Annotated in this window: 9 protein-coding genes, 2 pseudogenes and 1 riboswitch; of the genes and pseudogenes, 6 read left to right on the top strand and 5 right to left on the bottom strand. The window is 75.9% G+C overall.

The window, feature by feature from the left end; all coding sequences use genetic code 11:
* From ACGFIZ_RS09905 to ACGFIZ_RS09895, 3 genes and pseudogenes are all read right to left on the bottom strand, one after another.
* Nucleotides 1-332: pseudogene (locus ACGFIZ_RS09905) on the bottom strand (hypothetical protein); the annotation flags it as partial.
* Nucleotides 333-1041: 709 nt separating this feature from the next.
* A pseudogene (locus ACGFIZ_RS09900) lies at nucleotides 1042-2577 on the bottom strand (YbjN domain-containing protein); the annotation flags it as partial.
* A gap of 791 nt (nucleotides 2578-3368) precedes the next feature.
* On the bottom strand, nucleotides 3369-3848 hold the full coding sequence (locus tag ACGFIZ_RS09895) for a YbjN domain-containing protein (RefSeq protein ID WP_393417610.1): 480 nt from the start codon (nucleotides 3846-3848) through the stop codon (nucleotides 3369-3371).
* Between the two features lie 112 nt (nucleotides 3849-3960).
* Here ACGFIZ_RS09895 and ACGFIZ_RS09890 point away from each other — a divergent pair, with 112 nt between their 5' ends.
* Nucleotides 3961-6420, top strand: a complete 2460-nt coding sequence (locus tag ACGFIZ_RS09890) for a DNA translocase FtsK 4TM domain-containing protein (RefSeq protein ID WP_393417609.1) — start codon at nucleotides 3961-3963, stop codon at nucleotides 6418-6420.
* Nucleotides 6421-6482: 62 nt separating this feature from the next.
* Here ACGFIZ_RS09890 and ACGFIZ_RS09885 read toward each other — a convergent pair whose 3' ends face one another.
* Both ACGFIZ_RS09885 and ACGFIZ_RS09880 read right to left on the bottom strand, forming a co-directional pair.
* Nucleotides 6483-6728, bottom strand: a complete 246-nt coding sequence (locus ACGFIZ_RS09885) for a hypothetical protein (protein ID WP_393417607.1) — start codon at nucleotides 6726-6728, stop codon at nucleotides 6483-6485.
* A 91-nt stretch (nucleotides 6729-6819) separates the two neighbouring features.
* On the bottom strand, nucleotides 6820-7134 hold the full coding sequence (locus tag ACGFIZ_RS09880; protein WP_347667917.1) for an SMR family transporter: 315 nt from the start codon (nucleotides 7132-7134) through the stop codon (nucleotides 6820-6822).
* 60 nt (nucleotides 7135-7194) lie between these two features.
* A riboswitch (guanidine-III (ykkC-III) riboswitch) is annotated at nucleotides 7195-7259 on the bottom strand.
* A 267-nt stretch (nucleotides 7260-7526) separates the two neighbouring features.
* On the opposite strand from ACGFIZ_RS09880, the gene ACGFIZ_RS09875 reads away from it, so the two are divergent.
* The 5 genes from ACGFIZ_RS09875 to ACGFIZ_RS09855 all read left to right on the top strand — a co-directional run bounded on the left by ACGFIZ_RS09875 (nucleotide 7527) and on the right by ACGFIZ_RS09855 (nucleotide 12133).
* Nucleotides 7527-8450 carry an ornithine cyclodeaminase family protein gene (locus ACGFIZ_RS09875; protein ID WP_393417605.1) on the top strand — a complete coding sequence of 308 codons (924 nt, stop codon included), beginning with the start codon at nucleotides 7527-7529 and terminating at the stop codon, nucleotides 8448-8450.
* A 277-nt stretch (nucleotides 8451-8727) separates the two neighbouring features.
* Nucleotides 8728-10215, top strand: a complete 1488-nt coding sequence (rimO, locus tag ACGFIZ_RS09870; RefSeq protein WP_393417652.1) for a 30S ribosomal protein S12 methylthiotransferase RimO — start codon at nucleotides 8728-8730, stop codon at nucleotides 10213-10215.
* Between the two features lie 77 nt (nucleotides 10216-10292).
* The gene (gene pgsA / locus ACGFIZ_RS09865; RefSeq protein WP_393417650.1) at nucleotides 10293-10883 is read left to right on the top strand and encodes a CDP-diacylglycerol--glycerol-3-phosphate 3-phosphatidyltransferase; all 591 of its coding nucleotides are present in this window, start codon (nucleotides 10293-10295) and stop codon (nucleotides 10881-10883) included.
* Nucleotides 10884-10934: 51 nt separating this feature from the next.
* Nucleotides 10935-11516 carry a CinA family protein gene (locus tag ACGFIZ_RS09860; protein WP_393417603.1) on the top strand — a complete coding sequence of 194 codons (582 nt, stop codon included), beginning with the start codon at nucleotides 10935-10937 and terminating at the stop codon, nucleotides 11514-11516.
* Between the two features lie 158 nt (nucleotides 11517-11674).
* Nucleotides 11675-12133, top strand: a complete 459-nt coding sequence (locus ACGFIZ_RS09855) for a helix-turn-helix transcriptional regulator (protein WP_347667914.1) — start codon at nucleotides 11675-11677, stop codon at nucleotides 12131-12133.
* The last annotated feature ends 175 nt before the right edge of the window (nucleotides 12134-12308 follow it).

Below are 12308 nucleotides of genomic sequence, written 5' to 3'. Positions count from 1 at the left end.
TTCTCCAGCTTCGACTCCTGGAGGCTGGTGGCGATCGAGATGACGGCGGCCCGCTCGGGCAGGCCGGCCTTCTTCGTCGCGGCGATGATCGCCTTCGCGTTCGCCACCTGCTCGTCATTCAGGGTGATGTGGGACTGCGCGCCCTGCACCCCGTGCGGGATCAGCTTCGCGCTGTCCACACCCGGCTTGTCGGCCTGCACGGCCACGGCAACAGGCTTCGCGTGTGTCGGGGCGGCGTGCGCGGCGGTGGCGTGCAGGGGGCCGGCGGCGAGGCCACCGGCGAACGCGAGACCGGCGATACCGAGAACGCTCTTACGCAGCATCGTGATCATCATGATCAAAGCTCCATTCGGGGGATCGACGCACACCACCCATCAGGGGGACGGGGTCAGGTGCGCGCGAGCACTCGTCAGGCGCTCGAAACCAAGAAAAAGGGGGAAGGCCGTGTCGGGAAAGTCGTTCGGCCACCGGCCCGCGGGGCGGAAAGGATCGCCTCGTCTCGGCGCCGGGACCATCTACAACGACCGGCGGCCCGCCATCATTCCGGGCCCGGGCCACCCCAACTCGCGGGGTGTCTTCCTCGGTCGTGCACCGGTGTTCAACGCCCCCACCCCGGCCCCGATTCCGCCCCGTCAGCGCCCCCGGCCACACCCGAAACCGGACACATCACGCATCGGGGCGTGGGCGGACGGGCAAGATCCGGACAACTTCCAGGAAGTTGTGGCCTCGAAAAGGTGAGGAAGCAACAGTTTCCATGAAAGTGCGCGGATCTTGAAGCGGACGCGCGGAGCGAAACGGACGTGCGGGGTGAAACGGATGTACGGGGTGAAACGGATGTGCGGATCTTGACCCGGGCGCCCCGCAGCGCACCTCAGAAGGCGCGGACGACGCAGCCCGCGCATCCGGGCGGACAACTCGCACGACGGACCGGGTGGGCCCCGCCGTGACGGGCGCAGGGATCAAGCGTGACCGCCCGGAGCCGGTCACGGCGTTCCCCACCCCCGAGCGTCAGGCGGGCCGGCGTCGGTGTTCCGGGGCCGGTCAGGGGAGGGCGGCGACCGCCTCGGCGTACGCGACGCCGGTGGCGACGGTCGCGGTGACCAGGACGTCGAGCTGCGCCGGGGCCACCCCGTGGGCCAGGTCGGTGGTCACGTCGCCGGCCAGCACCAACTCGCCGAAGCCGGGGTCGTGCACGTACGCCTTCGGCAGCAGCCGGTCGTGGTTCCAGGCGTTGCAGAACGCGTACGCCTCGGCGCGCCGCCCCGCCGGCAGCCGCCGGGTGGCCAGCACCCGGGCGTGCAGGATGTCGCCCCGCTCGCCGGCCCGCCGGAACTCGACCACCGCCGGCCCCCACCGGCCGACCACGACGCCGCCCCGCACCGCCCAGGCGTCGCCGCGCCGGTCCAGCGCGGCGGTGATCATGGCGACGGTCAGCGCGCCCAGCTCGTCGGCGGCCAGCCCGTCGGCCCCGTCGGCGTCGCGCGTGTCGGCCCCGTCGGCGTCGCGCGTGTCGGCCCCGTCGGCGTCGCGCGTGTCGGCCCCGTCGGCGTCCAGCTCGTCGGCCCCGTCGGCGTCGCGCCCGTCGCCCCCGCCGACGGCCGACCCGTCGCGTGTGCCGGCGTCGGGCCCAGTGACCCCGGCGTCGGCCTTGGCAGCGTGCAGCCCGTCGGTGCCGTCCAGGACGTGGGGGTCGTCGTCGGGGTCCGGCGGCAGCGGGACCGGGTCGCCGGCCGGCCGCTCGGCCAGCCAGGCGGCGATCCGGCCGGACTGGTGACCCGTGCCGTTACGGGCGTCGAAGCTGCCGGCGAGGCCGGTCGCCACCTCGGCCAGGAGCCCACCCAGCCGGGCCACCTCGACGTCCTCGGCCGGCCGGCCGGCGCGGGCGGGACGGCGGATCCGCCGGCTGCCCCGGCCCGCCTCGGCGGCCAGCGCGCAGAGCAGCGCCCCCGCGGCGGCGAACTCCATCGCCGCGAGGTCGTCGGACGGCTGGTCGAGCCGGGGCAACTGCTCGGCCAGGATGTCCAGCCCCCGGTCCAGGTGCCCGCCCAGCGCGCAGAACCGCAGGTGCGCGGCGAGGTACGGGAAGGCGTTCCGCTCCCGCCGGTGCCGGCGGTACGCCGCGACGTGCGCCCGGGCGGCCCGCTCCGGCTCCCCGGCCCGCAGCAGCGGCAGCAGCGCCCCGGCCAGCGCCCGCTCGGGCTGGTCGGTGCAGTACGCCGCACCGGGGTCGGCCCCGCCGGCCCCGCCCGAATCGGCGGAGTCGCGGGACCAGTCCGAGCCGCCGGTCCCGCCCGAGCCGCCAGTCCCGCCCGGGCCGCCGGCCCCGCCCGAATCGGCGGAGTCGCCGGCCCCGCCAAACCCGCCCGGCCCGCCCGGCTCTCCGAGCATCGGGCGCAGCTCGGCCAGCGCGGCGGCCCACTCGCCCCAGCCGGCCAGCAGCTCGGCGCGGCGGGACGGGGCGCAGCCCGGACAGCCGGCGGCCGGGTCGGCCGGGGCGGCGCGCCAGCGTTCGTACCAGCGGCGGGCGGCCGGCTCGTCGCCCAGGTGGTCGGCCAGCCGGCAGCGCAGCTCGGCCACCAGGCCGCCGGCCTCCCCGGCCCGGCCGTCCGCGCCGGGCTCCCGGAAGCCGTCCCCGGCGGGCTCCCGGAAGCCGTTCCCGGCGGGCTCCCGGAAGCCGTTCCCGGCGGGCTCCCGGAAGCCGTTCCCGGCGGGCTCCCGGAAGCCGTTCCCGGCGGGCTCCGGGAAGCCGTTCCCGGCGGGCTCCGGGAAGCCGTTCCCGGCGGGCTCCGGGAAGCCGTTCCCGGCGGGCTCCCGGAAGCCGTTCCCGGCGGGCTCCCGGAAGCCGGCCCCGCCGGGCTCCCGGAAGCCGGCCCCGCCGGGCGTCCGGAGGTCGTCCGCACCGGGCTCCCGACGGCCGGCCGGGCCGGGCCCGGGAGAGCCGTCGCCCGGCCTCGGTGTGCCGCCCGTCCCGGCGTGTGCCAGGTCGTCCAGCGTGGAGCGTGCCTGGTCCAGCCCGACGCGGGGGGTGGCGAAGACCGCCTCGACCGCCAGGCGCTGGTAGCGACGCAGCTCCCCGCCCCGCTCGCCGGCCAGCTCGGGCGCCCGGTCGAGCAGCTCCCGGCAGCGGCGCAGCGGCTCGAACAGCCGCCACCGCGCGCCCTGCCGCAGGTACGCGTCGAGCAGCGCGAGCCGGGCGGCCAACCCGGACCGGACGTCGCCGGCCGCGTCCGCGGCGGAGGCGATCCGTTCCAGCTCGACGACGCGCGGCTGGCCGTCGGGCAGGTCCCCGGCGGCGGCGAGGTCGTCGGCCGGTTCCCGGCCGCCCCGGGCCCGCCCGGCCCGCCCGCGTGACTGCCCCGGCGCTGCCGTCACGGCCGCGCCCCGCCCGCCAGTTGGCCGACGGCGGCGGCGAGCTGGCAGCCGGTCGAGATGCCGCAGTCGAGCAGTTGGTCGAGCTGGTGCGGGGTAACGCCGCGCTCCAGGTCGGCGATCACCTCGCCGCACACCAGCGCCCGCCCGTCGTCGTCGACGTGCACGAACGCCTTCGGCCAGTACCGGTCGTGGTTCCACGCGTTGCAGAAGGCGTGCAGGGTGGGGACGAACTCGATCGGGAAGGTCGGCGCGGCCACCGTGCGGACCTGCAGGATCTCGCCGGCCTCGCCGAGGCGCAGGAACCAGATGAGCGCGTCCTCCCAGCGGCCCAGCAGCCGCCCCTGTTCGTCCACGGAGACGGCGTACCCCCGGGTGTCCAGCACGGCGGCGATCAGCTCGCCGGTCAACGGCCGCAGCGCGCGCGGGTGCCCGGCCAGGGGAGCGTCCGATCCGTCCACGAAACCGGGCGACGCCATCGGGCATCCCTTCTGAGGCGAATAACACAACCGGCGGCGTCATCCGTGCTGCGACACGCGGACACGACCCGGAAAGCGACGATCCGGCGGTTCCCGCCGTTACGGTGACTCTATGGCGGGCCGTACCTCTCAGGCGAGCCGGCGGCGCGGCGCGTCGCCGCGCGGTACCACGAACAGCCGCGCCCGTCAGCCTGCGAAGAAGACCACGAAGGCCGCCCCCCGGCGGCGCACCGCCGCCGCCCGGCCCGGCCCGGCCTTCGGGGTCGGCCGCGCGGTCGGCGCGGTGTGGATGGGGCTCGCGCACGGCGTCGGGTGGGCCGTCCGCGCCGCCGGCCGGCAGGCCGCCTCCGCCCGCGACCTCGACCCGGAGCACCGCCGCGACGGCGCCGGCCTGCTGCTGCTCGGCCTGGCCATCCTCAGCGCGGTGGGCATCTGGTTCTCCGGCGCCGGCCCGGTCGGGGCCCGGCTCGCGGACACCGTCCGGCTCTTCCTCGGCGCGATCTCCGTCGTGGTGCCGGTGCTGCTGTCGATCGGCGCGTGGCGGCTGATGCGCACCCCGGGCGACCCCGAGCACCGGGGGCGGGGCGTGGTCGGCTGGGGGTCCATGCTGGTCGCCACCGCGGCGATGCTGCACATCGGGCAGAACCCGGTCGACGCGGTCCAGCGCGACTACGCCGGGGGCCTGATCGGCGCGGGCGTGGGCAACCTGCTGGAGGCCGCGGTCACCGCCTGGGTGGCCGTGCCGCTGCTGATCCTGTTGCTGGTCTTCGGCCTGCTCGTGGTCACCGCCACCCCGATCAACAAGATCCCCGAGCGGCTCGGGCTGCTGGCCGGCGCCGTGGTCGGCCCGTCGCCGGCCGCCGAGGAGGCCGCGCCGGCCGAGAAGCCGGCCCGCCGCCGCCCGGCCAGGCGCGCCGCGCCGCCGCTGCCCGACCCCGACGACTTCGACGCGGGGTACGACGGCGTCGACCTGCAGGAAACCGTGGTGCTGCCCCGCAAGGCCCCGGCGAAGGTGCCCGCCACCCGCAAGCCCGTCGAGCCGCCGGAGCACTCGCCCGCGCCCACCCGGGCCGAGCAGTTGGCGCTCACCGGGCTGTCCGGCGACTACACGCTGCCGCCGGCCAACATGCTCGGCAGCGGCGCCGCCCCGAAGACCCGGAGCAAGGCCAACGACGAGATCATCGCCGCGCTCACCGGCGTGTTCGACCAGTTCGGGGTGGACGCCGAGGTCACCGGCTTCACCCGGGGCCCGACGGTGACCCGGTACGAGGTCGAGCTGGGCCCGGGCGTCAAGGTCGAGCGGATCACCCAACTCTCCCGCAACATCGCGTACGCCGTGAAGTCGCCGGACGTACGGATCCTCAGCCCGATCCCGGGCAAGAGCGCGGTCGGCGTGGAGATCCCGAACACCGACCCGGAGAACGTGGCGCTCGGCGACGTGCTGCGCTCCCGGGCGGCCACCGGCGACCACCATCCGATGCTGGTCGCCCTCGGCAAGGACATCGAGGGCGGCTTCGTGGTGGCCAACCTCGCGAAGATGCCGCACATCCTCATCGCGGGGGCCACCGGCGCCGGCAAGTCGAGCTGCCTCAACACCCTGCTGGTGTCGATCCTCACCCGGGCCACCCCGGACGAGGTGCGGCTGCTGCTGATCGACCCGAAGCGGGTCGAGATGACGTCGTACGAGGGCATCCCGCACCTGGTCACCCCGATCGTGACCAACGCCAAGAAGGCGGCCGACTCGCTGGAGTGGGTCGTCCGCGAGATGGACATGCGCTACGACGACCTCGCCGCCAACGGGGTCCGGCACATCGACGACTTCAACCGCAAGGTGCGCAACGGCGAGATCAAGGCCCCGCCGGGCAGCGAGCGGGAGATGCGGCCGTACCCGTACCTGCTGGTGATCGTGGACGAGCTGGCCGACCTGATGATGGTCGCCCCGCGCGACGTGGAGGACTCGGTCGTCCGGATCACGCAGCTCGCCCGGGCCGCCGGCATCCACCTGGTGCTGGCCACCCAGCGGCCCTCGGTCGACGTGGTCACCGGCCTGATCAAGGCCAACGTGCCGTCCCGGCTGGCGTTCGCCACCTCGTCGCTGGCCGACTCGCGGGTCATCCTCGACCAGCCGGGCGCGGAGAAGCTGCTCGGCCGGGGCGACGGCCTCTTCCTGCCGATGGGCGCGTCGAAGCCGATCCGTATCCAGGGCGCCTGGGTGACCGAGCGCGAGATCGCCGACGTGGTGAAGTTCTGCAAGGACCAGCGCGAGCCGGAGTTCCGCCCGGACGTGCTCGCCCCGGCCAACGACGGCAAGAAGAAGATCGACGAGGACATCGGCGACGACCTCGACCTGCTCGTGCAGGCGGTGGAGCTGGTGGTCACCTCGCAGTTCGGCTCGACCTCGATGCTCCAGCGCAAGCTGCGGGTCGGCTTCGCCAAGGCGGGCCGGCTGATGGACCTGATGGAGACCCGGGGGGTGGTCGGCCCGTCCGAGGGCTCCAAGGCCCGCGACGTGCTGGTCAAGCCGGACGAGTTGGAGGAGGTCCTGGCCGGCCTGCACGGCGGCGAGGACTGACGCACCTTCGTACGCGACGAGGCCCGCCGGTGCTCCGGCGGGCCTCGCGGGTGGGGTCGGGGTCAGGAGTTGAGGATCGCGGCGGTCAGGACGATGCCGATGATCGCGCCGACGACGCTCGCGGCGGCGGCGTACCAGCCGAGCGGCTTGTCGCCCATGACCGCGCCGACGATGCCGAGGACGACGCCGACGATCCCGAAGAGCACCGGCGCCAGGAACACCGCCACGACGGCGAAGACGAAACCGAGGATGGTGCAGATCCGGGCGGCGTTGCCGCGCGGACGGGCGGTGCTGTGCATGTCGGCCATGACGTCCTCCGTGGTGAGAGCCTCGACGGTGCGTTCGGCCGCTCTCTACCCATTACCGTCGGCGACTACGCATACCGCCCGACCGGGAGCATCAGTGGAAGACCTTCAACCCGATGACGCCCGCCACGACCAGCAGCAGGCAGGCGATCCGGGGCAGGCTGGCGGGCTCGTGCAGCGCCAGCATGCCGACTCCGGCGGTGCCGACCGCGCCGATGCCCACCCACACCGCGTATCCCGTGCCGACCGGGATCTCGCGCAACGCGTACGCCAGGCCGGCCATGCTGGCGACAAGGGTGACCGCGAAGACGGCCGAGGGGAGCGGCCGGGTGAACCCGGCGCTGCGGTCGAGGGCGACCGCCCAGGCGGTTTCGAGGAGTCCGGAGACCACCAGCACGATCCAGGCCATGACGTCACCTCTGCGTGAGCGCCCGGACCGCCGGGGCCGGGCGAGTGGGAACCGCTGTCCACGCGGGCGTCTTGGCCTGACCGGGTACGCCCACCCTCGTCCGGGGCGACCCGCCGACCGCTCGCCGAGCGCCTCGGGCCACCGCCGGCGACGGTAGCACGGCGCGGTTGCCGGATCCGGCGGCCGCGGCACCCTGCATGTCGCCGACATGGTGGGGTCCGGGCGGGCAGGAAGGCGCCATGTCGGCGACATAGCGCCGAGCGGCACCCCGGGGCGCCTGGGCCGGATGGCCGTGCGCTCGGGCGGCACCGGTGGGACCCGGTCGGCGACGCCGGTGAGGCCGGCCACCCGGCGTTGACGTGAAGTTCACTTCAAGTAGCAGTATTGCCGTCATGACGTTGCTCATCTCCGACCGGGACGTCGCCGCCGCCCTGGACGCCGCCACCACCGTCGAGGCGATGCGTGACGCCCTGCTGGCCGCCCACGCCGGCCGCCTGGTCGCGCCGCCCCGGGCGTCCGCCGCGCTGGGCGGGGGCCGGATGGTCCTCACCGCCGGGCACCTCACCGGCGAGTGGTACGGCTACCGCTCGTACGACACGTTCGGGCGCCCGGACGCCGAGCAGCTGGTCGTCCTGCACGACGGGCGGACCGGCGCGGTGCGGGCGGTCGCCGTCGGCGAGGAACTGGGCTCCCGGCGCACCGGCGGGCTGGGCGGCGTGGCCCTGGCGGCCCTGGCCCGCCCCGACGCGGCGACGCTCGGCGTGATCGGCTCCGGCGCCCAGGCGTGGACGCAGGTCTGGGCCGCCGCGGCGGTGCGCCCGCTGCGGGAGGTGACCGTGCACAGCCGCTCGGCCGCCCGACGGGAGGCGTTCGCCGCCCGGGTCCGCGCCGAGCTGGGCGTGCCGGCCCGGGCCGTGGACACCGCGCGGGCCGCCGCGGCCGGCCGCGACGTCGTGGTGCTCGCCACCACCAGCCCCACGCCGGTGCTGGCGGCCGCCGACCTCGCCCCGGGCGCGCACGTCAACGCCGTCGGCTTCAAGCAGGTCGACCGGCACGAGTTCGGCCCCGACCTGCTGGACCGGGCGGAGGTCCTGGTCACCGACTCGCCGGCCCAGGCCGCCGCGTACGACCCGCCGATGCTCGCCGCGCTGCCGCCGTACGCCGACCGGCTGCGCGACCTGGGCGCGGTGCTGGCCGGCGCGGTCCCCGGCCGTACCCGGGCCGACCAGGTGTCGGTCTTCTGCTCCACCGGCCTGGCCGGCACGGAGGTCTTCCTGCTCGACCGCCTGGTCCGGGTCGCCGCCGCCCGGCGCTGACCGCCGCGGCCCCGGACCCGATGCCCGCCTGGCCGTGCGTAGCGGCGCGCGGCCCCGACCGCCGCGGCCCCGACCCGGCGACCGTTCGGCCGCTGCTGACCGCCGCCGCCCCGACCCGGCCGACCGCCTGTCCGGCGGGCGGCGGCGCGCGGGCGCGGCGGGTGACGCCGCCACCGCCGTTGCGGGATGCCGCCGCCGCGCCCGGTACCCTCGGAGGGTGTCTGCCACCCCCGCTTCCGACAACTCCAGCTCGGCGCGTCTGGCGCCGCGCCGCGACCTGGAGCCGTCGCCCGCCGCCGGCGGCCGCCGCGTCGCCCTGCTGACCCTGGGCTGCGCCCGTAACGAGGTCGACTCGGAGGAGCTGGCCGCGCGGCTGCACGCCGACGGCTGGCAGGTGACCACCGACGGCGAGGGCGCCGACGTGGTGGTCGTCAACACCTGCGGGTTCGTGGAGAAGGCCAAGCAGGACTCGATCCAGACGCTGCTCGCCGCCGCCGACACCGGCGCCAAGGTGGTCGCCGCCGGCTGCATGGCCGAGCGCTACGGCCGGGAGCTGGCCGACAGCCTGCCCGAGGCGCAGGCCGTGCTGAGCTTCGACGACTACCCGGACATCTCGGCCCGGCTGGGCGCCGTCGCCGCCGGCGAGGCGTTCGTCGCGCACACCCCGCGCGACCGGCGGGAGCTGCTGCCGCTGACGCCGGTCGCCCGTCGGGACAGCGCCGTGTCGCTGCCCGGCCACGGCACCGCGCGGCCGGCCGCCGAGGCCGACGAGCACACCCCCGCCCACCTGCGTCAGGTGCTGCGGCGCCGGCTCGACACCGGCCCGGTGGCGTCGCTCAAGCTGGCCAGCGGCTGCGACCGGCGCTGCTCCTTCTGCGCGATCCCCGCCTTCCGCGGCGCCTTCGTCTCCCGTACGCCGGACGAGCTGCTCGCCGAGGCGGAGTGGCTGGCCAAGACCGGCGTCCGTGAGCTGGTGCTGGTCAGCGAGAACTCCACCTCGTACGGCAAGGACCTGGGCGACCCCCGGGCGCTGGAGAAGCTGCTGCCCCAGCTCGCCGCGATCGACGGCATCGTCCGGGTGCGGGCCAGCTACCTCCAGCCGGCCGAGACGCGGCCCGGCCTGGTCGAGGTGATCGCCACCACGCCCGGCGTCGCGCCGTACTTCGACCTGTCGTTCCAGCACTCCAGCGAGGCGGTGCTGCGCCGGATGCGCCGCTTCGGCTCCACGGACCGCTTCCTGGAGCTGCTGGACTCCGCCCGCGCCCTCGCCCCGGAGGCCGGCGCGCGGAGCAACTTCATCGTCGGTTTCCCCGGCGAGACCCGCGCCGACGTCGACGAGCTGGTCCGCTTCCTCACCGAGGCCCGACTCGACGCGATCGGCGTGTTCGACTACAGCGACGAGGACGGCACCGAGGCGGCCGACCTGCCCGGCAAGGTATCCGCCGCCACCGTCAAGCGCCGGTACGACAAGGTCAGCGCGCTCGCCGACGAGCTGTGCTCGCAGCGGGCCGAGGAGCGGCTCGGCTCGACGGTCGAGGTGCTGGTCGACACGGTCGACGACGGCGTGGTCGAGGGGCGGGCGGCCCACCAGGCCCCCGAGGTCGACGGCTCGACGACCCTGGTCGCCCCGGCCGGCGGCGGGGTGGATCTGGCCGCGCTGCGCCCCGGCGATCTGGTCCGCGCCACGGTCACCGCCACCGAAGGGGTGGATCTGATCGCGGTCCCGGATGAGATGATCTCGGCCGCGTCCGGCGCGACGCGGTGACGGTGGGCTCTGAGCGGGCGGGGGAAGCGCGTGGTGCGGTGCCAGGTTCGCCACGGCGGGCCGACGAGGGCACGGGCGTGACCGGGGCGGCGGAGCCGACGCCGGCCCCGGTGGCCGCCCAGGTGCCGGTGCTCAACGCGGCCAACGCGCTGACCCTGCTGCGGCTGGTGCTCGTACCGGTCTTCGCGGCCTCGGTGGTCGTCTCCGCGATGACCCACGCCGGCTGGCGGACCGCCGCCTGCCTGATCTTCGCGGTGGCGTCGGCCACCGACCTCGTCGACGGTTGGATCGCCCGCCGGTTCGGCCTGGTGACCTCCGTCGGCAAGGTCGCCGATCCGATCGCCGACAAGGCGCTCACCGGCGCCGCCCTGCTGCTGCTGTCCTGGTACGACCGGCTGCCCTGGTGGGTGACGGCGGTGATCCTCGTCCGCGAGCTGGGCATCACGGCCCTGCGGTTCTGGGTGATCCGGCACGGGGTGATCGCCGCCAGCCGGGGCGGGAAGGTCAAGACGGCGCTGCAGATCCTGGCCATCGCCTGGTACCTGTGGCCGATGCCGGCCGCCCTGGCCGTCGTGGGCCCCTGGATCATGGCCGCCGCGGTGGCCGTGACGGTCGTCACCGGCTTCGACTACGTCGCCCAGGCCCTCCGCCTCCGCCGCAGGCCGTGATCTCGCCGGCAGGATGAGTAGGGCCCGCGGGCGCGGGGAAGGGATCGCGGCATGGACACGGAGACGGACGCGAACGGGCGGCGGCCGGTCGGCAACCCGGCCGCCGGGGTGGTGCACACCCTCGCCGAGCGGCGCGAGACGCTGGCCACCGTGGAGTCGCTCACCGGCGGCCTGCTCTCGGCCGCGGTGGTGGAGATCGCCGGGGTGAGCGGCGTCTACCGGGGCGGCCTGGTCGTCTACGCCACCGAGCTGAAGTCGGAGCTGGCCGGCGTACCGGCGGACCTGCTGGCCGACCGCGGGCCGGTCGACCCGGACGTGGCGCTCGCCCTGGCCGAGGGTGGGCGGCGGCGCTGCGGCGCGGACTGGGGGCTGGCCACCACGGGGGTGGCGGGGCCGCAGCCGCAGGACGGCAAGCCCGTCGGGCTGGTCTACGTCGCCGTGGCCGGGCCGGGCGGCGCCGAGGTCCGCCGGCTCGACCTCGACGGCGGCCGGGACCACATCCGCTCCGCGGCGGTGATCGAGGCGTTCCGACTGCTCACCGAGCGGATCGGCGCCGCGGATGCTCTGCCGGCGCCCGGCCCCGGGGCGGCCGCCGAGGGCGGCGCGGAGCCGGCCGGGACGGGACGGCGCTGAGCGGGCCCGGCCAGAAGGGCGGGCGGGGTGGGATGTCACGAAGCCCGGCAACGGGTACGGTTGCGGGAAGGTTCCGACGCGTGACGTCGACCGGCGCGGTCCGCCGCGCCCGGCGCGACGGCGGCGGCGGAGAGGTGAGACCCGTCAGGGGAGGTGCGATGGTCCTGCTACGCCGGGTGATCGGTGACGCATTGCGGGCGCGCCGGCAGGGGCAGCAGCGCACCCTGCGCGAGGTCTCCTCCGCGGCGAACGTCAGCCTGGGCTACCTGTCCGAGATCGAGCGCGGCCAGAAGGAGCCCTCCAGCGAGCTGCTGGCCGCCATCTGCGACGCCCTCGGCGCCCGCCTCTCCGAGCTGCTGCGCGAGGTCAGCGACACGGTCGCGCTCGCCGAGCAGATGCCCGGGGTGCTGGTGCCGGTGCAGGGCGAGCCGGCGGAGTCCGCCGCGTCGGGCCCCGTCGCCCGCGCGGCCGTGCCCAAGCCGGCCAACCGGGGCGTCCGCCAGGTCACCTCCGGCAACGGCCCGGTGGTCACCGTGCACCAGGAATCGACGCTGAAGGCCACCCTGCGCAGCAAGCGGGTCCGGCCCAGCGACCGCGACGTCGTCTGCGCCGCCTGACGGTCGCCGCGTTCCCCCTCCCGACCCGCGCCGGCCGGCGTACGAGGCCGTGGCCGGGGTCTTCCGGGCCGCGTACTGTTGATCAGACGATGGCGCTCGGCGCCGCGCGGCGTACGGACGCCGGAGTGGCGCCCGGCTGCGACGATGGGATCACTGCCGCGCGACCGCCCGCCGG

The sequence above is a fragment of the Micromonospora sp. NPDC048830 genome (assembly GCF_043198215.1).
GTDB lineage: Bacteria > Actinomycetota > Actinomycetes > Mycobacteriales > Micromonosporaceae > Micromonospora.
This window is presented reverse-complemented; position numbering and strand designations above follow the sequence as displayed.

Excerpts from the sequence above, each read along its gene's own strand:
- ACGFIZ_RS09885 (WP_393417607.1), bottom strand. The coding sequence starts at position 6,728 with ATGGCCGACATGCACAGCACCGCCCGTCCGCGCGGCAACGCCGCCCGG.
- ACGFIZ_RS09875 (WP_393417605.1), top strand. The coding sequence starts at position 7,527 with ATGACGTTGCTCATCTCCGACCGGGACGTCGCCGCCGCCCTGGACGCC.
- ACGFIZ_RS09895 (WP_393417610.1), bottom strand. The coding sequence starts at position 3,848 with ATGGCGTCGCCCGGTTTCGTGGACGGATCGGACGCTCCCCTGGCCGGG.
- ACGFIZ_RS09880 (WP_347667917.1), bottom strand. The coding sequence starts at position 7,134 with ATGGCCTGGATCGTGCTGGTGGTCTCCGGACTCCTCGAAACCGCCTGG.
- ACGFIZ_RS09890 (WP_393417609.1), top strand. The coding sequence starts at position 3,961 with ATGGCGGGCCGTACCTCTCAGGCGAGCCGGCGGCGCGGCGCGTCGCCG.
- ACGFIZ_RS09860 (WP_393417603.1), top strand. The coding sequence starts at position 10,935 with ATGGACACGGAGACGGACGCGAACGGGCGGCGGCCGGTCGGCAACCCG.
- ACGFIZ_RS09855 (WP_347667914.1), top strand. The coding sequence starts at position 11,675 with ATGGTCCTGCTACGCCGGGTGATCGGTGACGCATTGCGGGCGCGCCGG.